The 24,300-nt window shown below is 29.4% G+C and carries 26 protein-coding genes, 1 pseudogene and 1 riboswitch; of the genes and pseudogenes, 22 read left to right on the top strand and 5 right to left on the bottom strand.

Annotation, left to right across the window (positions count from 1 at the left end; genetic code table 11):
- The 9 genes and pseudogenes from ACIJYH_RS05180 to panB all read left to right on the top strand — a co-directional run bounded on the left by ACIJYH_RS05180 (position 1) and on the right by panB (position 7,290).
- Positions 1–648, top strand: coding sequence for a phosphatidylserine decarboxylase (locus tag ACIJYH_RS05180; protein WP_435162580.1), 648 nt, complete (start codon positions 1–3; stop codon positions 646–648).
- A gap of 2 nt (positions 649–650) precedes the next feature.
- Positions 651–1,457: a CDP-diacylglycerol--serine O-phosphatidyltransferase gene (gene pssA, locus ACIJYH_RS05175; RefSeq protein WP_435162579.1), complete on the top strand. Its 807-nt coding sequence runs from the start codon at positions 651–653 to the stop codon at positions 1,455–1,457.
- A complete protein-coding gene (locus tag ACIJYH_RS05170; protein ID WP_435162578.1) occupies positions 1,457–2,356 on the top strand; it encodes a glycosyltransferase in 900 nt (299 codons plus the stop codon). The genes pssA and ACIJYH_RS05170 overlap by 1 nt, the downstream gene beginning before the upstream one ends.
- Positions 2,357–2,968, top strand: coding sequence for an RlmE family RNA methyltransferase (locus tag ACIJYH_RS05165; RefSeq protein ID WP_435162577.1), 612 nt, complete (start codon positions 2,357–2,359; stop codon positions 2,966–2,968).
- Positions 2,969–3,005: 37 nt separating this feature from the next.
- On the top strand, positions 3,006–4,082 hold the full coding sequence (gene guaB, locus ACIJYH_RS05160) for an IMP dehydrogenase (RefSeq protein WP_435162576.1): 1,077 nt from the start codon (positions 3,006–3,008) through the stop codon (positions 4,080–4,082).
- Positions 4,082–4,519: a tetratricopeptide repeat protein gene (locus ACIJYH_RS05155; protein WP_435162575.1), complete on the top strand. Its 438-nt coding sequence runs from the start codon at positions 4,082–4,084 to the stop codon at positions 4,517–4,519. Before guaB ends, ACIJYH_RS05155 begins: the two co-directional genes overlap by 1 nt.
- Positions 4,509–6,071, top strand: a complete 1,563-nt coding sequence (gene guaA, locus ACIJYH_RS05150; protein WP_435162574.1) for a glutamine-hydrolyzing GMP synthase — start codon at positions 4,509–4,511, stop codon at positions 6,069–6,071. Before ACIJYH_RS05155 ends, guaA begins: the two co-directional genes overlap by 11 nt.
- Before the next feature lie 22 nt (positions 6,072–6,093).
- Entirely contained in the window at positions 6,094–6,513 is a 420-nt protein-coding gene (locus ACIJYH_RS05145) for a VOC family protein (protein WP_435162573.1), read from the top strand.
- A gap of 4 nt (positions 6,514–6,517) precedes the next feature.
- Positions 6,518–7,290, top strand: a pseudogene (gene panB, locus ACIJYH_RS05140) (3-methyl-2-oxobutanoate hydroxymethyltransferase).
- On the opposite strand, the gene ACIJYH_RS05135 reads toward panB, so the two are convergent.
- From ACIJYH_RS05135 to ACIJYH_RS05125, 3 genes are read right to left on the bottom strand one after another with little or no spacing between them, the layout of a single operon-like run.
- Positions 7,291–7,902 (bottom strand): YjbE family putative metal transport protein, encoded by a 612-nt coding sequence (locus ACIJYH_RS05135; RefSeq protein ID WP_435162572.1) that lies wholly within the window; start codon positions 7,900–7,902, stop codon positions 7,291–7,293.
- 5 nt (positions 7,903–7,907) lie between these two features.
- Positions 7,908–8,396 (bottom strand): tetratricopeptide repeat protein, encoded by a 489-nt coding sequence (locus ACIJYH_RS05130; protein ID WP_435162571.1) that lies wholly within the window; start codon positions 8,394–8,396, stop codon positions 7,908–7,910.
- The gene (locus ACIJYH_RS05125) at positions 8,396–9,169 is read right to left on the bottom strand and encodes a 5-oxoprolinase subunit PxpA (RefSeq protein ID WP_435162570.1); all 774 of its coding nucleotides are present in this window, start codon (positions 9,167–9,169) and stop codon (positions 8,396–8,398) included. Before ACIJYH_RS05125 ends, ACIJYH_RS05130 begins: the two co-directional genes overlap by 1 nt.
- 28 nt (positions 9,170–9,197) lie before the next feature.
- On the opposite strand from ACIJYH_RS05125, the gene ACIJYH_RS05120 reads away from it, so the two are divergent.
- From ACIJYH_RS05120 to ACIJYH_RS05075, 10 genes are all read left to right on the top strand, one after another.
- Positions 9,198–9,872, top strand: a complete 675-nt coding sequence (locus ACIJYH_RS05120) for a 5-oxoprolinase subunit B family protein (protein WP_435162569.1) — start codon at positions 9,198–9,200, stop codon at positions 9,870–9,872.
- Positions 9,865–10,809, top strand: a complete 945-nt coding sequence (locus ACIJYH_RS05115) for a biotin-dependent carboxyltransferase family protein (protein WP_435162568.1) — start codon at positions 9,865–9,867, stop codon at positions 10,807–10,809. Before ACIJYH_RS05120 ends, ACIJYH_RS05115 begins: the two co-directional genes overlap by 8 nt.
- Positions 10,809–11,687, top strand: coding sequence for a DMT family transporter (locus ACIJYH_RS05110; protein ID WP_435162567.1), 879 nt, complete (start codon positions 10,809–10,811; stop codon positions 11,685–11,687). The genes ACIJYH_RS05115 and ACIJYH_RS05110 overlap by 1 nt, the downstream gene beginning before the upstream one ends.
- 23 nt (positions 11,688–11,710) lie before the next feature.
- Positions 11,711–11,800, top strand: a riboswitch (glycine riboswitch).
- A gap of 77 nt (positions 11,801–11,877) precedes the next feature.
- On the top strand, positions 11,878–12,984 hold the full coding sequence (gcvT, locus tag ACIJYH_RS05105) for a glycine cleavage system aminomethyltransferase GcvT (RefSeq protein WP_435162566.1): 1,107 nt from the start codon (positions 11,878–11,880) through the stop codon (positions 12,982–12,984).
- Positions 12,981–13,361: a glycine cleavage system protein GcvH gene (gcvH, locus tag ACIJYH_RS05100; protein ID WP_435087714.1), complete on the top strand. Its 381-nt coding sequence runs from the start codon at positions 12,981–12,983 to the stop codon at positions 13,359–13,361. The genes gcvT and gcvH overlap by 4 nt, the downstream gene beginning before the upstream one ends.
- On the top strand, positions 13,362–16,220 hold the full coding sequence (gene gcvP, locus ACIJYH_RS05095; RefSeq protein ID WP_435162565.1) for an aminomethyl-transferring glycine dehydrogenase: 2,859 nt from the start codon (positions 13,362–13,364) through the stop codon (positions 16,218–16,220).
- Positions 16,221–16,230: 10 nt separating this feature from the next.
- Positions 16,231–17,478, top strand: a complete 1,248-nt coding sequence (locus ACIJYH_RS05090; RefSeq protein ID WP_435162564.1) for an NAD(P)/FAD-dependent oxidoreductase — start codon at positions 16,231–16,233, stop codon at positions 17,476–17,478.
- The gene (locus ACIJYH_RS05085) at positions 17,471–18,235 is read left to right on the top strand and encodes a DUF1365 domain-containing protein (RefSeq protein ID WP_435162563.1); all 765 of its coding nucleotides are present in this window, start codon (positions 17,471–17,473) and stop codon (positions 18,233–18,235) included. Before ACIJYH_RS05090 ends, ACIJYH_RS05085 begins: the two co-directional genes overlap by 8 nt.
- A complete protein-coding gene (locus tag ACIJYH_RS05080) occupies positions 18,235–19,413 on the top strand; it encodes a class I SAM-dependent methyltransferase (protein WP_435162562.1) in 1,179 nt (392 codons plus the stop codon). Before ACIJYH_RS05085 ends, ACIJYH_RS05080 begins: the two co-directional genes overlap by 1 nt.
- Positions 19,414–19,431: 18 nt before the next feature.
- Positions 19,432–19,980 (top strand): DUF3833 domain-containing protein, encoded by a 549-nt coding sequence (locus ACIJYH_RS05075; RefSeq protein ID WP_435162561.1) that lies wholly within the window; start codon positions 19,432–19,434, stop codon positions 19,978–19,980.
- Here the strand turns inward: ACIJYH_RS05075 and ACIJYH_RS05070 are convergent.
- A complete protein-coding gene (locus tag ACIJYH_RS05070) occupies positions 19,977–20,738 on the bottom strand; it encodes an SDR family NAD(P)-dependent oxidoreductase (protein ID WP_435162560.1) in 762 nt (253 codons plus the stop codon). The two genes, ACIJYH_RS05075 and ACIJYH_RS05070, sit on opposite strands and share 4 nt — an antisense overlap.
- 21 nt (positions 20,739–20,759) lie before the next feature.
- Between ACIJYH_RS05070 and ACIJYH_RS05065 the strand changes: the two genes are divergently transcribed.
- Genes ACIJYH_RS05065 through ACIJYH_RS05055 form a run of 3 tightly spaced genes read left to right on the top strand, consistent with a single transcriptional unit; the run spans position 20,760 to position 22,848 of the window.
- Positions 20,760–21,227: a TspO/MBR family protein gene (locus ACIJYH_RS05065; protein WP_435162559.1), complete on the top strand. Its 468-nt coding sequence runs from the start codon at positions 20,760–20,762 to the stop codon at positions 21,225–21,227.
- A 2-nt stretch (positions 21,228–21,229) separates the two neighbouring features.
- A complete protein-coding gene (locus ACIJYH_RS05060; protein ID WP_435162558.1) occupies positions 21,230–22,333 on the top strand; it encodes an NAD(P)/FAD-dependent oxidoreductase in 1,104 nt (367 codons plus the stop codon).
- A 5-nt stretch (positions 22,334–22,338) separates the two neighbouring features.
- Entirely contained in the window at positions 22,339–22,848 is a 510-nt protein-coding gene (locus ACIJYH_RS05055) for a class I SAM-dependent methyltransferase (protein ID WP_435162557.1), read from the top strand.
- 3 nt (positions 22,849–22,851) lie between these two features.
- Here the strand turns inward: ACIJYH_RS05055 and ACIJYH_RS05050 are convergent, their stop codons facing one another.
- Entirely contained in the window at positions 22,852–24,297 is a 1,446-nt protein-coding gene (locus ACIJYH_RS05050; RefSeq protein WP_435162556.1) for a protein adenylyltransferase SelO, read from the bottom strand.
- Positions 24,298–24,300: the final 3 nt, after the last annotated feature.

Here is a 24,300-nt window from a genome sequence, read left to right as displayed (position 1 = left end):
ATGATTAGCAAGATATTTCCAAAGATACACACAGAAGGCTACAAATTTTTAGTTATTGCAGGCTTCATTACAATAATTTTATTATCTCTAAGTGGTTTTCTTGGAACGATAGGTTTATTGCTAACTGTTTGGGTTTATTATTTTTTTAGAGATCCAGAAAGAATTATAATAGAAGATGATAATTATCTAGTAAGTCCTGCTGATGGTGAAGTGATAAAAGTCGAAGAAGTTGATGGACCAAAAGAAGTTGGTTTAGAAAATAAAAAATTTAAAAAGATTAGTGTGTTCATGAACGTTTTTGACTGTCATGTAAATAGAACACCTTGTTCGGGTAAAGTTGAGGAAATTTTATATAAACCTGGCAAATTTTTTAATGCATCTTTAGACAAAGCAAGTGAAGACAATGAGAGAAATTATTACAAAATAAAAGATAAAAGTGGAAACGATATAATAGTAGTTCAAATAGCTGGCCTAGTTGCAAGAAGAATTGTTTGTGAAACAGATAAAGGTCAAGAGCTTAACCAAGGTGATAGAATTGGTATGATTAGATTCGGAAGTCGTGCAGACGTTTATTATGAGAATTATGAACCTTTAGTAAAAGTTGGGCAAAAAACAATTTCAGGTGAGACTTTGTTGGCTAAAAAATAAAAATGGAACAACCCAAAAATAATCTAAAAATTATAGCAGATAAAAAAAATGCCCGAGTAATTCTACCTAATATACTTACTTTAGTCGGTGTTTGCATTGGTTTAACCTCAATTAGATTTGCATTAGATGAAAAATTTGAATTTGCAATTATAGCAATAATTTTTGCAGCTTTATTTGATTGGTTAGATGGAAGAATTGCAAGATTGATTAAAGGAACTTCAGAAGTTGGAAAAGAATTAGACTCTTTAGCAGATGTGATAAGTTTTGGTGTAGCACCAGCATTTATTATGTATTTTTGGAAGTTAAATGAATTAGGAAGATTCGGCTGGTTGCTATGCTTGATTTATGTAAGTTGTGTGGCATTAAGATTGGCAAGGTTCAATGTTAATTCAAATCAAGAGCCTTCATGGAGAGATAATTTTTTTGAAGGGGTTCCTTCACCAGCAGGAGGCATTTTGGTTTTGACACCTTTAATTATAAGTATAACAAACTTTGATTATTTCAGACTTAATTATGATATTATTGTACCAATTTGTTTTATAATAATTTCTTTACTATTAATAAGTAAATTCCCCAGCTATTCATTTAAAAAGATTGTTATACAAAGAAAAACAACTATTTTTTTATTATTTGGTATTGTCTTATTTTTAGGGTTACTTTTGATTTATCCTTTTAACGTTATGGCAATAAGCTCAATTATTTATCTAATTATGTTACCGATTAGTTTTTTTCATTATCAAAAATTAAAAAAACAACATCTCGATAAAAATCCAGTTGATGATGATGATGATTTAGAAGATGTTTTGTAATGAAAAAAAATGTTATAATATCACTTGCAGACTCAAATTATTTTGAATTGCTTAATGAATTAGTAGACTCTATAAAAAGTTTTCAAGAAAGTGAAAATACTGCAATTTGTATTATGGATGCAGGACTTTCATCTAATCAAAAATCTATACTTGCTAAAAAAGTAGATGAAATAAAACCTGCTGACTGGGATATTGAGGTTCCTGATTTTAAAATAAAAGGAAGAGAATGGTTAAAAAGCCAAGTTTCAAGAGCATTTCTTCCAAAATATTTTCCTGATTATGAAAAATATTTGTGGATCGATGCCGATGCCTGGGTTAATTCGTGGGAAGCGATTGAATTATATTTTAAAGGTTGTGAAAATAATAAATTATCAATTGCAACATCAGCAGACAGAGCCTACGGAAGAGTTTTAAGAGTTGAGTGGTTTCTTGGAAGTTTTGCTAGAATTAAATCCCAGAATTACAAACACGCAAAATCTTCTGGGTTTTCTGAAAAAATTGCAAGACAAGTAGCTCTCAAACCTCATTTAAACATTGGTGTCTTTGCATTAGAAGCAAAAGCTCCTCATTGGAAAGTATGGCAAAAAAATTTAAAGATTGCATTAAAAGCAGGAAAAATTTGGGGATCTGAACAAATTGCAATGAATATAGCAATTTATTGTGATGGTTTACCAGCAGAAATACTTCCAGCTTATTGCAATTGGACAAATATAGATGGCCTTAAATATGACAAAATACAAGACACTTTAGTAGAACCTTATTTACCTAATCATAAAATTGGAATAGTTCATTTTGCTGGAAAAAATAATGATCAAATTAGAAATGATAAAAATTTCATATCAAAAATACAAACCATCGATGGTGATATAATCGATAAAAAATTACGATTTAATAATTAATTGAAAAAAAATAAAATTTCAAAAAACTGGGTTAATAAACAAAGAAGAGATACTTATGTTAGACAATCAAAAGTTGATGGTTATCGAGCCCGATCTGCATATAAATTAATTGAAATAGATGAAAAATTCAAAATTTTTAAAGGTGGTGTTTCCGTTATAGATATTGGAGCTGCCCCAGGAAGTTGGTCACAATATGTGGCAAAAACTGCAAAAAGTGGCAGATTGATCTCAATAGATTTAAAAGAAATGGAGCCCATAGGCAATACCGTTCAAATTCAAGGTGACTTTACTGAAGAAAATATCCAAGACGAAATAAAAAAACATGTAAAAACTAAAATAGATGTAGTCATGTCAGATATGGCTGTAAACACGACAGGAATAAAAAACATTGATTCAATTCAAACTGGTGAATTATGTAAGGAAGCTATGTTTTTTGCAAAGGATCTTTTAACTGATAAAGGTTATTTTATTTCAAAAATTTTTATGGGAGGCACTTTTAATGAAATAGTCGCAGAAGGAAAAAAATATTTCAAAGAAGTTAAGGTTTTTAAACCTAAATCCAGCAGAAAAGACTCTAAGGAAAGCTTTATCATTTGTAGTAGTCTTAGATAGGTACTTTTAATTTAAAATGAATCGTATATAAAAGATTATGGTTCCTATAAAAGAAGCACTCACCTTTGATGACGTCACCCTAGTCCCAAAATACTCCGAAATATTACCTTCGGAGGTTAATACTGGCATCCAATTAACTAGTAACCTTAAACTAAAAATTCCTCTTTTATCCTCTGCAATGGATACGGTCACAGAGAGTAAAATGGCAATTGCTATAGCAAAAGCTGGTGGAATAGGAGTTATTCATAGAAATCTTGACATCAAAAAACAAATTATAGAAATTAAAAAGGTTAAAAAACAAAAATTATTAGTTGGCGCAGCTGTCGGAGCTGGACCAAACGAATTTGATAGGTCCAAAGCTATAATAAAAGAAGGTGTTGATTTAATAGTGGTTGATACAGCTCACGGTCATACTAAAAAAGTTGGAGAGATCATTAAATTTATTAAAAAATTAAAGAATAAAAAGATTGCTTTATGTGCTGGAAATATTGCAACACCAGAAGCAGCTAAATTTTTAATTAAATTAGGTGTTGATATTATTAAAGTTGGAATTGGCCCTGGATCTATTTGCACCACAAGATTAGTTGCAGGAATTGGAGTTCCTCAATTAAGTGCAATTTTGTCTGTAAGAAATGGATTGAAAAATAAAAATATAAAAATTATTTCAGATGGTGGAATTAAATATTCGGGTGACCTAGCAAAAGCATTTGCTGCAGGTGCTGATGCTGTAATGATAGGATCATTATTTGCTGGTACAGATGAAACACCAGGAAAATTAATAAAGAAAAATGGAAAATTATTTAAAAGCTTTAGAGGTATGGGCTCTGTAGGAGCAATGAACAAAGGTTCAGCAGATAGATATTTTCAAACCAAACAAAAAGATACATCAAAATATGTTCCAGAAGGAGTTGAAGGTTTTGCAAAATATAAAGGAGATGTTGGAAGTATTATTTATAAATTGATTGGTGGACTAAGATCATCTATGGGCTATCTTGGTTCTAAAAATATAATTAAACTTAGAATAAAACCAAACTTTGTTAAGATTACTAAAGCAGGATTTTATGAAAGTATGGTTCACAATGTAGATGTAGTTAAAAATGACAGTAAATATTAATGAATAAAATTTTTAAATTAATTGCTTTAATATATTTTTCTTTATTATCTGTTAACTTCGCCTTAAGTGCAGAAAGTTTTTTTGACGAAGCATTAAAAAAGTATCAAGATAAAAAATATGATGATGCACGATTTATGTTAGAGCGTAATATAGTTTTTAACCCCAAAGATGCAAAATCGTATTTGTATTTAGCAAAAATTTATAATCATGAAAAAAATCAAAAAAAAGAAGAATATAATTTGGACACAGCGTTATTAATTGAGCCAAATAATGAAGAAGTTATTTTAATGTTAATGAAAATAGCTTTAAAGAAATCAAATTACTCTAAAGTCAAAGATCTCTCGCAAACATTTGTAAAAGTTTGTGATGAATTATGTGATGAAAATAAAGAAATTCAAAAGTCTCTTAAAAATATAGAACCAGAAAATGAGTCTTGATCAAAATCTTGATAAAATCTTAATAATAGATTTTGGTTCACAATTTACGCAATTAATTGCTAGAAGAATTAGAGAACTAGGAGTTTTTTCTGAAATAATAAGTCACAAAAAAATCAAAATTAAAGATGTTGATAGCTCTATTAAAGGAATTATTTTATCTGGTGGACCTTTAAACGTTTATCAAATTAATAAATATTCATTTGATAAAAAAATTATAAATTTAAATATTCCAATTCTTGGTATTTGTTTTGGTCATCAAATTCTTTCTAAGCTTAATGGTGGTAAAGTTAAGCAATCAAAACATCGTGAGTTTGGATTAGCAAATATTTATAAAAAAAATGAAAGTCTTTTAACTAAAAATTTTTTCAATAAACAAAAATTTAAAAAGGTCTGGATGAGCCATGCAGATCAGGTATCAAAGCTTCCACAAAATTTTAAAGTAGTAGCATCAAGTACTAATTCAAAATTTGCCATTGTGGAAAATAAATTAAAAAGATTTTATGGTATTCAATTCCATCCAGAGGTAACCCACACGGAAAATGGGAAAAAATTAATTAGTAATTTTATTTTTTTGATTTGTAAAATTAAACGTAATTGGTCTTCTAAAGATCAAAAAATCCAGCTTATTAAGGAAGTTAAAGATCAAGTTGGATCTGAAAAAGTTATTTGTGCTTTATCAGGGGGTGTTGATAGTAGTGTGGTGGCTCAATTACTTAATAAAGCCATTGGTAAAAAATTATATTGCATTTTTGTTAATACTGGTCTTTTAAGAAAAAACGAAGAAGTACAAGTTGTTAAAACTTTTAAGAAACGTTTAAAAATGAACTTAATTTATGTAAATGCTGAAAAGGAATTTTTAAAAAAGCTACACAATGTTTCTGATCCTGAAAAAAAGAGAAAAATTATAGGTAATCTTTTTATAAAAATATTTGAAAGATATGCAAAAAAAATTAAAAATGTAAAATTTTTAGCTCAAGGAACTCTTTATCCAGATTTAATTGAAAGTAAATCGGTAACTGGCAGTCAAACATCGAAAATCAAATCACATCATAATGTTGGAGGACTTCCAAAAAAGATGAAGCTTAAACTTGTCGAGCCCTTAAAATTTCTTTTTAAAGATGAAGTTAGAAAATTAGGTTTAGAATTAAATTTAAGTAAGGATATTATCTCAAGACATCCTTTCCCAGGACCTGGTTTAGCAATTAGAATGCCAGGGATGATTACGAATGATAAAATTAAAATTCTTAAAGAAGCTGATTCTTATTTTATTCAAGCTTTGAGAGATCATGGCCTTTACCATAAAATATGGCAAGCATATGCTGCTTTGTTGCCTGTCAAAACAGTAGGTGTTATGGGTGATAATCGTACTTATGAGTATTTATGTCTTTTAAGAGCAATAACTTCTGAAGATGGAATGACAGCAGATTTTTATGAGTTTAAAAAGTCTTTCATGGAAACAATTTCTAATCAAATAGTGAATAGCATAAGAGGTATTAATAGAGTTGTTTATGATATTACCTCAAAACCACCTAGTACTATTGAATTAGAGTAGTTTTGAACTATAAATTAGTCATATGAAATATTTGCACACCATGATCAGAGTTAAAAATATTGATGAGTCACTAAAATTTTTCTGTGATGGGTTAGGCTTAAAAGAAACAAGACGTATAGAAAATGAAAAGGGTAGATTCACTCTTGTCTTTCTTGCAGCTCAAAATGATGAAAGGGCAGAAATTGAATTAACACACAATTGGGATGGTGATGAACTAGGTGAAGGTTCAAGAAATTTTGGTCATTTAGCTTATAGAGTTGATAACATTTATGAAACTTGTCAAAGATTGCTGGATATGGGTTATACTATTAATAGACCACCCCGAGATGGCCATATGGCGTTTGTTAGATCTCCAGACAAAATTTCAATTGAGATACTTCAAGAAGGAAATTTAGAATCTAAAGAACCTTGGGCTTCAATGGAAAATACCGGCTCGTGGTAAGTCGATGAAAAAGCAAATATTAGATATAATTAAAAAAAAAATAAATCAAAGATTGTTAGTTTAACTGCCTATTCAAAGAATATTGCTTCAATCTTGGATAGCTTCTGCGATATAATTTTAGTAGGAGATTCACTTGGTTCAGTTTTATACAATTATAAATCTACAAGACAAGTAAGCTTAAAGACCATGATAGAGCATTCAAAAAGTGTGAGAATGGGTATAAAAAAAAGCTTAATGGTTGTTGATATGCCACATAACACATATCGAAATTCTAAAGAAGCACTTAAAAATGCAAAAAAAATAATTTCAATCACAAAATGTGATGCTGTTAAATTAGAAGGTGGAAAAAAAATTTATAATATTGTTAAAGCTTTAACTAAAAATAAAATACCAGTAATGGGTCACTTAGGGTTACTGCCTCAATCAGACAAAACTTTTAAATACAAAGGAAAAAAAATTTCTGAAAGAAATAAGATTTTAAATGATGCCAAATTACTAGAGAGTGCAGGTGTATTTTCAATTGTTCTTGAATGTGTAGAAACTACTCTAGCAAAAAAAGTAACAAGTCAGATTAATGTTCCAACAATTGGAATAGGAGCTTCAAATAATTGTGATGGGCAAATTTTGGTACTAGACGATTTGATTGGACTTAACCCAATTGATGTTAGGTTTGTTAAGAAATATAGCAACGTTAGAAAAGAAATAAAAAAAGCAGTATTTAATTATTCTCAGGATGTGAGGCAAAAAAAGTTTCCACTAAAGAAACACTCTTATTAACTAAAAATATTTAATAAATTCTTCATTAATTTTTAAAATTTCTAGATCAACTAATCCACCAATTATTAACTGCAATCCTACGATAAGAATAAATATTAACCCCATATAAGCAATCCAGATATGTTTTTGTATATAATTTGCCATGTAGGTCGCTAAGGCTCCAGTTAAAATGACAGATAAAATAAGGCCAAAAATCATAAAACCAAAATATTCTTTAGCTGCCGCAACAACCCCAATAACATTGTCAAAGCTAATCATAATGTCTGCAAATAAAACTTTTCCAATACTACTTATGTAAGAAGGTTCTCTTGTTTTTTTAGTTTGTGATTTAATTTTTTTAATATCAACTAAATCTTTTCTTAAATCATTGACAATCCAAATTAATAATAATCCCCCTAAAATTTTGATGAAATAAAATTTAAATAAGTAAGTAGCAAATACTGCAAAAAAAATTTTGAATACAAAAGCTCCTGCTACACCCCACAAAATAATTTGTTTCCTATTTTTGGGTACAAAGTTTGCTGCAATTGAGCCAACTATAACTGCGTTATCAGCTGTTAAGATAATAGTGATAAAAATAATTTTAGTTAAAATAATGAGTTCTTCAATCAAGATTATTAATATTTAGATTTTTTGGTTCCATCAATTATTTCTTTAAGTTCATCATACTCTTCACAGTTACAATTTGCCAATACATTCAATCTTTCTTTTGCAAGATCAATTCTATTGGTTGCAATATAAAGTTCACCCAAGTATTCATTAATCCCTTTATGGTTAGGATCAATTTCTAAACCAAGCAGGTAATATTTTTCTCCATTAACATAATCACCAAGTTTTCTAGTCGTAAAACCTAGGTAATTTAAAGTATTTGCTTGAAGTGGTTTTTTTTTATTAGATTTTAGAAGTAATTTTTGAGCCTTCTCATATCTTTTATTAGCTTTATCAGTTTTACCTTTTTTCTCATATTTTTTTGCTTGTTTAATAAATGAAACAGCTTTGTCATAATTAGATTTAACTTTTGATGAATTATCATCTGTTCCTGCAGCTTGTGAACTAATTGAAAATAAAGTTATAAAAAATGATACAATTAAATATTTTTTTAACATTAATTAAATTTCTCCATTAAGTTTAAAGGTTTAAGTTTAAGTCCATTATCAATCAAATTATTTTTAATTAATTTTGCTGTAGCTAATGAACTTTCATTGTCACCATGTATGCATACAGAGTCTATTTCACAAGGTATCTGTTTTCCACTGTGACAATTAAGTACCTGATTTTTAACCATATTTAGCACGTGTTTTTTTGCTTGCTCTGGGTCAGTTATTAATGCGTGAGGTTTTTTTCTAGAAACTAGATTTCCATCGTCCTCATAGTTTCTATCCGCAAAAATTTCACATGCAATTTTCATGTTGAATTTTTTTGCAGCTTCTTCCATTTTCGAACCAGTTGGAACAAGGTAAATTAAATCTTTGTTAATTCCTTTTATTGTTTTAGCCAAAGTGGTTGCTAAATCTATATCTTCACAGGCCATATTGTTAAGTGCACCATGAGGCTTAATGTGGGTAACATTTTCTTTATAATTGTCTGCAATTGTTTGTAAAATATCATATTGATCAATTATTAATTTTGTAATTTCACCTGAAGAAAGATTTATTCTTTGTCTGCCAAAATTTTCAGGGTCATTAAATGACGGATGTGCACCAATGCTTACACCATTTTTTTTTGATATCTGGATAACTTGATTCATAGATTCATCATCTCCAGCATGAAAACCACAGGCAACATTAGCAGAGTTTACTATCTCTAGTAAATCAGGATCATACTTATTAGAATGATGTTTAGATTTTTCACCCAAATCACAATTTATATTAATTTCCATAGCCTTAAATGTTGAAGTATAACATGACATGATAAAAAATATATCAAATCTTGGTGACGCAGCTCTTTACTGTGATTTTGGAACTGAAGTTAATAAACAAATTAACTTTGAGGTAATTAAGTATTTTAATACAATTAAAGAAAAAAATATTAAAGGAATTAATAACCTTACACCTTCTTACAATAAACTGATTATTTCTTATGATCTCCGTGTAACAAATTTTAAAGAAATTAAAGATAAAATTGAAAAACTTAATGTTCAAGAAACTTTTAGGATAACCAATAAAAATTTAGAAATACCAGTTTGTTGTGATGCTTTATTTTCTTTAGACATGGAAAGATTAGAGAAAAAATTAAATTTAACTAAAGAGAAAATTCTAGAAAATTTTTTTAATAAAGAATTTTTTTGTTATATGACAGGATTTATAGCGGGCATGCCTTTTTTAGGTGATTTAGATGAAAATATGAGAGTTCAACGTTTGGAAACTCCAAGAGTAAAGGTGCCAAAAGGATCTGTTGGAATAACAGAACAGTTTGCTGATATTTATACATTTGAAAGTCCTGGAGGGTGGAACATCATTGGAAATACCCCGTTAGAAGTGTTTGATAGTTCAAAAGAAAAAGATCCTAATTTAATTAACCCAGGTGACACTGTAAAATTTAAACAAATAACATTTGAAGAATATAAAAATTATAATGAGTAACAATTATTTTGAAATAATAAGAGCTGGTATAAATACAACATTTCAAGACATGGGAAGAAATAATTTATACCATATAGGGATTCCTTTCAGTGGAGCCATGGATAATAGAAATTATCTATTAGCTAATCGACTAGTTGGTAATAAATTAGACTTACCAGTTATCGAGTTTGCATATCAAGGTCCTTCATTAAAGTATAGTGGAGACAATATTACTATAGCTGTGGCTGGAGATGTAGTTTTTAAAATAAGAAAAAAGGATAACGAAATAGAGGGTAATTGTTATGAAAATTATCAATTAGAAAATGGAGATGAGATTGACATTTTATCAACCAACAAATCTGTTTATGGCTATTTGGCTGTTAGTGGGGAGTTTGATTTAAAATTACAATGGGGTAGCTGTTCAATAAATACTAAGGCCAACATTGGTTCTAACGAGGGTAAAAAATTAGAGCATAATCAAAAATTAATCATTTCAAAAATAAACACTAATCAACAAAAAAAGAAAACTAATTATTTAAACTCAAAAGTAGAAAATATAAGAGTTATAAAAGGAACTAATTTCGATTATTTTTCTGAAGAAGGAAAAAAAATTTTTTTTGAAAAGGAATTTACAGTATCAAAATTATCTGATCGAATGGGTATGAGACTAAATGGTCCTGAAATAGAAAACATTGTTAATACAAATATTAAATCTGAAGGTTTATTAAAGGGGGCAATTCAAGTTCCAGCAGATGGTAATCCAATTATAATGCTATCAGACCATGGAACAATAGGGGGTTATCCAAAAATAGGAGTTGTGGCTAGTGTTGATTATGACAGATTGGTTCAAATATCACCTGGGTCAAAAATAAAATTCAAAGAAATAGAATTATCTGATGCAGAAACTTTGTTTAAGTTGTATGAAATGGAAACTCAAAATTTAATTTCACAAATTTAATGAATATAATTACAAAATTACCAGGACCTTTATTAGTATTTTTAGGTGCTTGCTGTTTAAGTTTTGGTGGACTTATAGTTAAGTCATTTGAAGGTGCAACTTTATGGCAAATTTTATTCTGGAGATCCTTATTTTTTTCTCTGACAGTTCTAGCTTTTTTAATAATCATTTATAAGAAGAAAACTTTTAGAGCATTTAAAGACTCTGGTTTACCAGGGTTTATTGGTGGAATTATTTTATCTTTTGGTTTCTGTGGATATGTATTTGCAATGTATAACACGACAGTTGCTAATACGAATTTTATTATATCTCTTCAAATTTTATTTCTCGCAATATTTGGCTATTTTTTTCTTAAGGAAAAAATTTCTGCAATTACGTTAACATCAATTATTTTAGCAATATCAGGCGTTTTGTTAATGGTGGGAAATTCATTAACACCAGGTGAGCTTTCAGGAAATCTTGCAGCATTTACAATGCCTATCACCTTTGCAGTTTTAATTATTATTGTGAGAAAATTTCCAACAGTTGATATGGTTCCAGCACAATTTGTAGCAGGTATATGTTCATGCTTTATTGGTTTTTTACTTTCAACAGAAATAATGATTTCACCGCATGATATTTTCCTAGGTTTTCTAGGTGGCTGTTTTCAAGTTGGATTAGGATTTATATTTATTACAACTGGAGCAAGAACCACACCTTCAGCTATGGTTGGAATAATAATGTTGTCTGAATCTGTTTTGGGACCAATCTGGGCCTTTATATTTGTTAGTGAAAGACCATCTATGTTTGGGTTGATAGGAGGAGCTATAATTATTTTTGCTGTATTAGTTCAATTTTATTCACTATTAAGTATGCGTAAAAAAAGTATTTCTCATTGACCATCTGTAAATAGTTGATAAATTGATAATTAACGGGAGAGATTACAAATTTTGTAACACCGAAGGAGCAACCACCCAGGAAACTCTCAGGTAAAATGGACCGTAACATATTAACTCTGGAAAGAGATTAAATTCTCGCCGAAGGAGCAAAACTCTCAGGCAAATATACAGATGGGTACAAAGAGTTAGTATGGAAATAAAAAAAACATCTTTAAACAAACTTCATCAAGACAACAAAGCTAAATTTGTAGAATTTGCAGGGTATGAAATGCCAATACAATACAGCAAAGGTATTGTTGAAGAGCATAAATTTACAAGAACACACTCAGGCATTTTTGATGTTTCGCATATGGGGCAATTGTTTATTTATGGTGATGATAGTCTAACCGCAGATTTAGAAAAAATTTTTCCACTAAATTTAAAAGACTTAAAAGTAAATTCATCAAAATATAGTTTTTTAATGAATGAAAATGCTGGAATTTATGATGATTTGATTATTACAAAAATAGGTGGCGGTTATCTAATAATATTAAATGCTGCTTGCAAGGATAATGACTTTAAAATTATATCTAAATTACTTAACGATAAATATAGGATGAATTTAGAAGAAAATAGATCTTTAATAGCAATACAAGGACCTAAGTCTGTAGAGATTTTAGATTTAATTCTTAATGGAGCAAAAGACCTAAATTTTATGTCAGGAAATTGGTTTTATTACAAAGATCAAAAATTATTTGTAACTAGATCAGGTTATACTGGTGAAGATGGCTTTGAAGTATCAATCCCCAATGATTTTGCTGAAGAGTTTACAAAAAAATTACTTGAAAATGGAGCTCAGCTTATAGGACTTGGCGCTAGAGATACATTGAGATTAGAGGCTGGACTGTGTTTATATGGCCATGAATTGGGTTTGGATAAAACTCCAATCGAAGCCAATCTTAAATGGGCAATATCTAAAGAAAGAATAAAAAATGGTGGGTTTATAGGTTCAGATAAAATTATAAATCAAATTAATGAGGGTACTCCACAAATTAGAGTTGGCATTAAACCAGAAGGAAGATTGATTGCAAGGGAGAAAACAAAAATTTTCAATGAAGATGAGTTGGTTGTTGGTGAGGTAACTAGTGGTACCTTTGGACCAAGCTTGAATGGACCAGTTGCAATGGGTTATGTTGAAAAAGAATTTTCTCAAAAAGATACAAAAGTTTTTCTTGAGGTAAGAGGAAAAAAACATCCAGCAAATATTTGTGGATTACCATTTTATAAAAAAAGTTATGTGAAAGGAGCAACTAAATGAGTGAAGTTAAATATTCTAAAGAACATGAGTGGATAAAAATAGAAGGGGATGTTGGCACAATAGGTATTACCCAACATGCAACTGAAATGTTGGGAGATATTGTATTTGTAGAATTACCTGACGTAGGTACTTCTGTTGAAAAAGATGGAAATGCGGGTGTAGTAGAATCAACTAAAGCTGCAAGCGATGTTTACACACCTATATCAGGTGAAGTAATGGAAAATAATCAATCAATAGTTGACGATCCTGGTAAAATTAATTCAGATCCAGAAAATGAAGCTTGGTTTTTCAAATTGAAAATTAAAGATAAAAATGAACTAGATAGTTTAATGAACAAAGATGAATATGACAAATTTGCAAAAGAAAGTGGTAGTTAAATGTTAAAAAATGCTCAAAAAGATTTTATTCAAAGACACATCGGCCCCTCTACTGAAGAGCAAGATATTATGCTTAAAGAGTTAGGGTATAAAAATCTAGATGAGTTAATAAAAAATACCGTACCAGAAAACATTTTATTAAAAGATGATTTAGAGATAGGAGATCCAAATTCCGAATATAAAGCACTCAGAAAATTAAAAAATATTTCAAAAAAAAATAAAGTTTATTCTAGTTTTATAGGAATGGGATATTACGGAACCTACACTCCTTACGTTATATTGAGAAATATTTTAGAAAATCCAGGGTGGTATACTTCTTACACACCATATCAGCCTGAAGTTGCTCAAGGTAGACTTGAGATGTTAATGAATTTTCAACAGATGATTATTGATTTTACAGGTATGGATATAGCTAATGCTTCACTTTTAGATGAAGGAACAGCCGCGGCTGAGGCCATGGGATTAAGCTATAGAATATCTAAGACAGACTCAAATAAAGTTTTTGTATCAAAAAATTGTCACCCACAAACAATTGAAGTCATTAAAACAAGAGCCGAACCTTTAGGGGTAGAAATAATTATTGGTGATGAGGAGACTGATATCAAAGATGAGATTATCTGTGGTATAATCAGTTATCCTGGTACATTAGGAGATATTAAAGATCCTAGTGAAGCAATAAGTAAAATACATAAAAAAAATGGTAAAGCAGTTTTAGTTTGTGATTTGCTAGCTCTTGCAAAATTAAAAACACCTGCAGAATTAGGAGCAGATATCGCTGTAGGAAGTTCACAAAGATTTGGTATTCCAATGGGTTATGGTGGCCCACACGCAGCATTTTTTGCTACAAAAGATGAATACAAAAGATCGATGCCAGGTAGAATAGTTGGAGTTTCAGTAGATAGACATGGTAAAAAAGCTTATAGATTAGCTCTTCAAACTAGAGAGCAACATATTAGAAGAGATAAAGCTACAAGTAATATTTGCACTGCTCAAGCTTTGTTGGCAATTGTTTCTGCAGCTTATGCAGTTTATCATGGCCCTAAAGGAATTAAAAAAATTTCAGAAAGTGTTTCTCAGTTAACAAAAAATTTTGCTGATAAGTTGAAACAATCTGGATATGAACTTTATTCAGATCATTTTTTTGATACTGTAACTGTAAAAACTTTGGATAAGACTGATAAGATTTATAAAAATGCTTTAGATGAAGGTGTTAACATCAGAAAAGTAAATTCAGAGATGCTTGCAGTTTCTTTTGATGAAAGAAAAAATCTATACAGAGCAAATCAATTACTAAAAATTTTTAATTGTTCTGAAACAATTAAAAAGTCTATGAATGAGAGCTTATCTAATATTCCTAAAAATTTATTAAGAAGTTCAACTTACCTAGATCATCCAGTTTTTAATAGTTATCATTCAGAAACTGAAATGCTAAGATATTTAAAAAAACTAGAAGATGCAGACATTGCTTTAAATAGATCAATGATAGCTTTAGGTTCATGCACAATGAAGTTGAATGCAGTATCTGAGATGATACCAGTAACTTGGAAAGAGTTTTCACAGCCACACCCTTTTTCACCAGTAGAACAAATGGATGGTTATAGAGAGCTTTTTACTGATTTAAAAAATTGGCTTAGATCAATTACTGGTTTTTCAGGTGTATCACTGCAACCAAACGCTGGCGCTCAAGGCGAATTTGCTGGATTAATGGTAATTCGTAAATTTCATGAAAAAAATAATGAAGCTAATCGTAATGTTTGTTTAATTCCAAGCTCTGCTCATGGCACTAATCCTGCAAGTGCGCAAATGGTTGGGATGAAAGTCGTTGTGGTTAAATGTGATGATCATGGAAACGTAGACTTTGAAGATTTAAAGAAAAAAGCTGAAGAACATAAAGATAATTTAGCAGCATTAATGGTTACATATCCTTCAACACATGGAGTTTTTGAGGAGAAAATAACTGATATTTGCGAACTTATTCATAAAAATGGCGGACAAGTTTATATGGATGGAGCAAACCTAAATGCATTAGTAGGTATTGCAAAACCTGGAAAATTTGGTCCAGATGTTTGTCATATAAATTTACATAAAACATTCTGTATTCCACATGGTGGAGGAGGACCAGGCATGGGACCAATAGCTTGCAAAAAACATTTAGAAACCTTCTTGCCAAAACACTCAGTGATTAAAGATTGTGGACCTACAACAGGAATTGGTGCTGTTTCAGCTGCCCCTTGGGGAAGCTCAAGCATTTTATCAATCTCATGGATGTATATAAAAATGATGGGTTCCGAAGGTTTAAAGAAAGCATCACAAGTTGCTATATTAAATGCAAATTATATTGCTCACAAATTAAAAGACTCATTTCCAATTTTGTACAAAGGCAAAAGTGGGAATGTTGCCCATGAATGCATTATTGATATTAGAAAAATAAAAGCTGATACAGGTGTTACAGAGGAAGATATAGCTAAGCGTTTAATAGATTTTGGTTACCATGCGCCCACAATGTCGTGGCCTGTTGCTGGAACTATGATGATTGAACCAACTGAAAGTGAAAGTTTAAGTGAGATAAATAGATTTTGCTCAACTCTTCAAAAAATTAAACAAGAAATCGACAAAATACATTCAGGTGAATATGATAAATTGGACAATCCAGTAAAGAATGCGCCACATACTCATCTTGAATTAGCTTCCAACAAGTGGGAACATAAATATGAAAGAGAGGAAGCAGCTTATCCATCTGAATTTTTAAAGACAGCCAAATATTGGCCACCAGTTGGAAGAGTAGATAATGTTTATGGAGATAAAAACCTATTTTGTACATGTCCGTCAATGGATGAGTACGAAGATACTGCTGCATAAAAATTATTAAATGAAAATTGCAGTAGTAGGTTCGGGAATATCAGGACTAAGTTCAGCTTACTATTTATCAAAAAAACATAAAGTTGATTTGTTTGAAAAGCAAGATCGTTTTGGTGGTCATTCCTATACATTAGATGTTGAATATAATGATAAAGAAAAAGTTGCCGTTGATATTGGTTTTATGGTTTTTAATAAAATCACATACCCAAATTTAATTAATTTTTTTAAAGAAAATGAGATTGAAATTGAAGAAAGTGACATGTCATTTTCAGTCAATGTTAAAGAAACCAATATTGAATATTGTGGAAAAGGTTTAAATGGAATTTTTTCAAACAAGTTAAATTTATTTAATTATAAATTTGTAAAAATGTTTTTTGAAATAATTAATTTTTATAAAAGGTGCGAAAAATTAGATCCTAATACACTTGAAAATAACATTACACTTGGAGACTATTTGCAAAAAATCAAAAAAACTAATTTCTTTATAGATTATCACATAATACCAATGGTTTCAGCGATATGGTCAATGCCACCATACGAGGCATCGCAAATGCCATTATCATTCTTTTTAAATTTTTTTAAAAATCATGGATTGTTTAAACTTAAAAATAGACCTCAATGGTTCACTGTATCCAATAGAAGTAAAACTTATGTTAATAAAATTTTATCAAATATAAGTGGAGAATATTATAAAAATTATGAAATTAATAAAATCGTAAGAGGTGACAACAGGGTAAAGGTTTATTATGGATCAGAACATGAATTTTTTACTTATGACAAAGTTGTACTAGCTTCTCATGCTGATGAGAGTTTAAAGATTATCTCAGATGCTTCTGATCAAGAAAAACAGATATTAAATAATTTTAAATATAGAAAAAATATTGCAATAATTCACTCTGATGAAAGCTCAATGCCAAATAATAAAAAAGCATGGTGTTCATGGAATTCATCATTAGATCCAAATAATAAAGAGAATTCATCAGTTACTTATTGGTTAAATCAATTGCAAAATTTAAAGATTAATCAAAATATTTTTTTAACAATAAATCCTTTTTTTAAAATTGACCCTAATAAGACTTATAATGAGATAGATTTTACACATCCATATTATGATGAAAATGCATTAAAAAATCAGTCAAAATTAAATTCTATCCAGAATGTTAACAATACTTTGTTTGCAGGAAGTTATTTTGGTTATGGATTTCATGAAGATGGCATAAAATCTTCAATTGAAATGCTTAAAACCTTAAATGATTAATTCATCTATATATAACGGGCAGGTAATACACAAAAGGTTTAAACCAAAGATTCATTATTTTAAATATAATGTTTTTTCATTATTAATAGATCTTTCTGAATTGGAAACACTACATAATAAAGTTAATTTTTTTTCATATAATAAGATTAATTTAATCAGCTTTTATGACAAAGATCATGGTGAAAGAAACGGATCTTCATTGGTAGAATGGGTACATAATAATTTAAAAAAAAATAATATTTCTACTGAAAATATAAAAATTAAGATTTTATGTTATCCAAGAATTTTTGGTTTTGTTTTCAATCCTTTAAGTGTTTTTTATGTTTATGATTTAAAAGATCAATTAATTTCAATTTTATATGAAGTTAAAAATACATTTGGCGAGCAACATACTTATATATTTCGAGTAGAAAAGGATGCCAATTTAATACAAAATAATTGCTCTAAAAAATTTCATGTATCTCCATTTATTGAAATGAATTGTAATTATTTTTTTCGACTATTAAAACCAGGGAATAAAATATCAGTTATAATTGATCAGTATGATGCTCAAGATAAAATTTTATATGCCTCACAAGATGGAATTAGGTCAGATTTTAATACAAAATGTTTAATTAAATCATATTTAAAACATCCAATGATGACTTTTAAGATCATCCTAGCGATACATTATGAAGCGTTTAAATTATGGACAAAAGGAATTAAGTTTATAAAAAAAAAAATTAAAACTAACAATAATATAACAATCGAAAATTAATGTTACTTTACAGCGTTGCAGATAAAATAGTTTTTAGTATTCTTAAAAGAATAAATGTTGGATATTTAGAAATCTCAACTTTTTCTGGTGAAGTATTAAAATTTGGCAATCCAAATGATAAACTAAAGGCTAATTTAAAAATTAAAACTCCTGCATTAAACTATAATTTAATCAAAGGAGGAAGTATTGGATTTGCTGAATGCTATATGAGAGATGAATTTGAAACTGATAATTTATCTGATTTAATTGAATTAACTGCAAGAAATATTAATGTTGTACATAAATTTGCTGGTTTATTAGATTTAAAATTTTTAAATTTTATTAAAAACAGATTTATTAAAAATACAAAAAATAGAAGTAAGAAAAATATTGCTAAACATTATGATCTTGGAAACGATTTTTTCTCTCTTTGGCTAGACAAAACTCTCACATATTCAAGTGCAATATTTGATGATCAAAATAAAAATTTGTCTGATGCGCAAAATAACAAGTACCAAAAGTTAATTAATTTAATTCAGCCCAGCAATGGGGATAAAGTTTTAGAAATTGGTTGTGGTTGGGGTGGTTTTGCAGAGTATCTAGGTAAAAATTATGATGTTAAATTGGATTGCATTACTATCTCAAAGAGACAATTTGAATATGCAAAAGAAAGAATTCATAATTGTGGTTTGAATGAAAAGGTTAATATAGAAATTAAAGATTATCGAGACTTAAAAGGAAAATATGACTCCATAGCATCAATTGAAATGATTGAAGCTGTGGGTCAAAATTACTTAGAGAGCTATTTCAAAACAATCAAACATAATCTCTCTGATGGAGGCATGGCTGCTATTCAAGCTATTACCATAGATGATAGTTTGTTTGATAGGTATAAAAATAAACAAGATTTCATTCAAAAATATATTTTTCCAGGAGGGTTTTTACCTAATAAAAATACTATTAATAAACTTGTGTCTAATAATGGATTAACTGTGAACTCGTATGTTTCTTATGCGGATCATTATGCAGATACATTAGCTTTATGGAGAGATGAATTTAATAAAAAATGGGATTTGATTAAAAACCAAGGTTTTGATTTAACTTTTAAACGAATGTGGGAGTTTTACCTTTCGTATTGTGAAGCCGGTTTTAAATCAAAAAATATTGATTTAATTCAATTTTCACTTCAAAATAAATAATACATAGAGGAGATACAAATGCGTCATTTAAATGTTATTAGATCAATTTCATTGATAATTTCATTATTCTTAATTACAAGTTGTTCAAATAATAGCGCAATGAAACCAGAAGATTTTAAAAATAAAGAACCAAAATTAATAATTGAAGAATATTTAACAGGAAATGTAAAAGCCTGGGGTGTTCTCCAGAATAGATCTGGTAAAGTAACAAGACAATTCTCTGCCGACTTAGATGGAACTTGGGATGGTAAGCAATTAATTTTAAAAGAAAAATTTAATTGGGATGATGGAGAAGTGCAAAATAGAGAATGGACTATCAACAAGATAGATGAAAATAATTATGAAGGTACTGCAGGAGATGTTGTTGGTAAAGCAATAGGATACTCTTATGGACCTGCATTTAAATTTGAATATGTTCTATTAGTACCTGTCAAAGGCAAAGAAATGAAGATCACATTTGATGATTGGATTTTTAAACAAGATGACAGAGTTGCAATTAACAGAGCTACAATGACAAAGTTTGGATTTAAAGTGGCTGAGTTAACTGTAGTTTTTGTAAAAGATTAGTAATCTATTTTTTTCATACCTTTTGAAACAAGTTTAAAATACAAACTACTAGGTAGTAATTGTAAAAATTTCAAAAAATACGTAAAAGCTTTTGGAAAGTGTATTTCAAAACTTTTTTTCACAGTTAACCCTTTATATATTTCATTCGCTGCAAATTCTGGTGATTTAATCATTGGCATTGGAAAATTATTTTGATCTGTCATTGGGGTTTTAATAAAACCAGGGCTAACAAGTGAAACTCGCACATTTTTCATTTGCATATCAAAATTCAAACTTTCTGCAAAACTAGTAAGTGCAGCTTTTGAAGCACAATATGCTCCAGCAGCAGGTAAACCTCGATAGCCAGCTACAGAAGAAATTATTGATATTTGACCATTTTTTTTTTCAGAAAAATAATCATAGATAGAGTTTATAGAATTCATTGTTCCAAAATAATTTACTTCCATAATTTGTCTTACCTTATCTAAATTAAACTTTTTTTCTGATTTTGGATCATGCATTCCAGTACCAAATAAACAAATATCAATATTTTTAAATTGATTAATTATGTTTGTTGCAACTGTTTTACATTTATCAATATCTGTAACATCTAATGGAAAGGGATAAATATTTTCATTAATTTCTCTAAGTTCATTTAACAAATTTTCTCGTCTTGCAGATACGGCAACTATCCACCCATTTTTTGCAAATTTAATTGCAACAGCTTTACCTATTCCACTGCTTGCACCTGTTATCCAAATAACTTTTTTTTCTTCCATAATTTATTGTATAATAGATATGTGTTAAAAAACAAATTCATATCATTCTTACTTTTTAGTTTAGTTACATTTTCAGCTTCTTTCATTGGAGGCTTAGCGACAATTAGCTTTAAAGAACCATGGTACTCATTGTTAAATAAACCAGTGTTCAATCCTCCAGATTGGATATTTGCACCTGTTTGGACAACACTATATTTGATGATGACAATTGCAATATGGGTTTTTTGGCACAACAAAAACCGAGATATGAACACTGTTTATATTTATTTTATCCATCTGGTTTTTAATACAACTTGGAGTATAGTTTTTTTTGTATTTCATAACATGATATTAGCTTTATTTGTGCTGATAATACTAATTAGCCTAATCGTTATTCTTATTATTAGATTTAATCGTGTCAACATAGCAAGTTCCTATTTAATGATTCCTTATGTACTTTGGTGCAGTTTTGCTTTGATTTTAAATTTTAGTTTAATAATATTAAATTGAATATGGATGATGTTGTAATAATTGGTGGTGGTATAATAGGGGCTGCAAGTGCTTATTTTTTATCCAAGGAAGGTCGAAAAGTTAAAGTAATAGAAAGAGATCCAACTTATAAAACTGCTTCATTTCCTTTATCCTTAGGTGGTTTTAGAAGACAATTTTTTCAAAGAGAAAATATTTTATTAGGAAAGTTTGCTAGAGAATTTATATATCAAATTCCTGAATTGTTAAAAACTGAAAAAAATCCAAATCCTACTGCAAGTATGGTGACAAATGGATATCTTTTAATGTTTGGTCCAGAACATGCTGAAGAACAATACCGAGCTTTAGAAAATCACAAAGAATGTGATGCTGGAACAAAAAATATTAAAGGATCAGAATTATCAAAAGTGTTTCCCTATGTTAATAATGAAGGAATTGAAACTGCAACTTATACCGACAATCAAAGCGAAGGTTGGATTGATCCTTTTATGTTTCATAGCGCTCTTAAAAGTAAAGCTATTGAGCTTGGTGCTGAATTTATCAAAGGAGATGTTAAAAGTATTTCCGAAATCAAAGCTAAAACAATTATTTCAGCGGCTGGTTGTTGGACAAAAGAGCTACTAGAAGATATTCCAGTTGTTCCTCAAAAACATACGGTTTTTAGGGTTAAATGCCCAACTTATATAAAAGAAATGCCTTTAACAGGTGATTTAACAACCGGAGTTTATTGGCGACCAGAGGGTGGTGAGTACTTGGCAGGTTCACCTCTTTCTGTATTTGACGCTGATGATTTAGAGCCAGCATGGAATGATTTTGAAGAATTAGTTTGGCCAGCACTTGCAAAAAGAATACCAGCTTTTGAAGAATTAAAATTAACTGGAGGATGGGCAGGTTATTATGATTGTAACAGATTAGACAATAATGCTGTAGTTGGCAAACATCCAAAATATGAAAATGTATATATGGCATCTGGATTTACGGGTAGAGGTTTAATGCAAGCACCTGGAATTGGAAGAGCTTTAACAGAATTAATTACCACAGGCTCATATCAAACAATTGATATTAGTGATTTTGCTGTTGAGAGAATTTTAGGCAAAACTGCAAGACCAGAACCTTACGTTCTTTAAAAAATATGAAATTACATATAGGAGGAAAAGAAATAAAAGATAGTTGGAAAATACTAAATATACAAAAAAATGATGGAGTTGATTTTGTTGGTAGTATTTCTGATTTATCTCAATTTGATGATGAATCAATAGAAGAAATTTATGCAAGTCACGTTGTAGAGCATATCGATCAAAAGAATATAAAAAAAACACTTAAAGGTATTTATAGAGTTTTAAAAAATGGTGGTAAATTTTATGTTTCGGTCCCTGACTTAGATATTTTGTGTAGAATTTTTATAGAAAAAACTGCACCACCAAAAGTAAAATACCATGTTATGAGAATGATGTTTGGTGGTCAAATAGATGAATTTGACTATCACTATTTTGGTTGGAACTATGAATTTTTAAATACATACTTATTAGATGCTGGATTTAAAAAAAATGAGAGAGTAAAAACTTTTGGTATATTTAATGACACAAGTAGTTTTGCACCTTATGGACCTTTAATTAGTTTAAATGTAATTGCTCATAAGTAACAATTATGTTCCACAAAAAGTTTGATATTTTTTATTGCTTAATGGTGCAGGCACTTGATACTCTTCAATATTACTATGATTGTCATAAGGATTTTTTAAAATAGTTAATAACTTTTTCATTTTATCTAAATTTCCTTTATATGCTTCTGTTAAAGCTTCCTCAACTTTATGATTTCTAGGAATAACCGTTGGATTATTTGCTTGCATAAGTTTACTTTGTTTTTCCTGAGTTGTATTATTGAATTCAGATCTTTTTTTCCATTCTTTTTTCCAATTAGTAAAATCATCATTTTTGTAAACCACATCAGAATTAACACCCATTAAATTACAAAAAGTATTTGTATAATCTGCTTTATTTTTTTTCATCCAATCAAACAAATCATTAATTAATTTTTTGTCATTTTTATCTTCACCAAATAGACCAAGCTTATCTCTCATCATATTTAACCATTTATCTTCATAAATATTTTGGAAATTATCTATTAAATTTGTTGCTAGTGTAATTGCAGTATCTTCATCTTTATCAATTAGAGGTATTAAACATTCTGCAAATCTTGCTAAATTCCACTTTGTGATTGGTGGTTGATTAGAGAAAGCGTACCTTCCAAATTTATCTATTGAACTAAATACAGTTTTTGGATCATAATGATCCATAAACGCACAAGGACCATAATCAATAGTTTCACCTGATATTGTCATGTTATCAGTATTCATAACCCCATGAATAAATCCAACTCGGATCCAATTAATTACTAGCTGACATTGCTTTTCCATAACAAGATTAAGCAAGTCTAATACTTTTGTTTTTGAAGTTTTAATTTCTGGATAATGCCTATTTATTGTGTAGTCGACTAACGTATTCAAATCGTAAATATTTTGGGTTGCTGCTATATACTGAAATGTTCCTACTCGAAGATGACTAGAAGCAATTCTTGTTAATATTGCACCTTGTAGAAGATTTTCTCTTACAACTTTTTCTCCTGTTTTAACTACAGCAAGACTTCTGGTAGTTGGAATATTTAATGAATATATTGCTTCACTGATTATATATTCTCTAAGCATAGGTCCTAATGCAGCACGTCCATCACCTCCTCTAGAAAAAGAAGTTCTTCCAGAACCCTTAAATTGAATATCAAAACGATTGTTATCGTTAACCACATGCTCACCCAATAAAACTGCCCTGCCATCTCCCAACATAGTAAAGTGTCCAAATTGATGACCAGCATATGCTTGTGCAATAGTACTTGTTTCTTTTGGAATGGAGTTTCCAGAGAATATTTCTGCTAACTTTTTTTTGTCTATTTTTGAAAAATCTAAATTTAAACTAGACGCTAATTCCTCATTTAAAATTACTAACTCAGGGTCATGCACAGGGGTAGGTTTAATATCTTCTTTAAATGAATTTGATAATTTGGAATAGGTGTTATCAAAATGCCAACCAATGGTCATTTT

This window comes from Candidatus Pelagibacter bacterium nBUS_25, assembly GCF_051200975.1.
GTDB lineage: Bacteria > Pseudomonadota > Alphaproteobacteria > Pelagibacterales > Pelagibacteraceae > Pelagibacter.
This window is presented reverse-complemented; position numbering and strand designations above follow the sequence as displayed.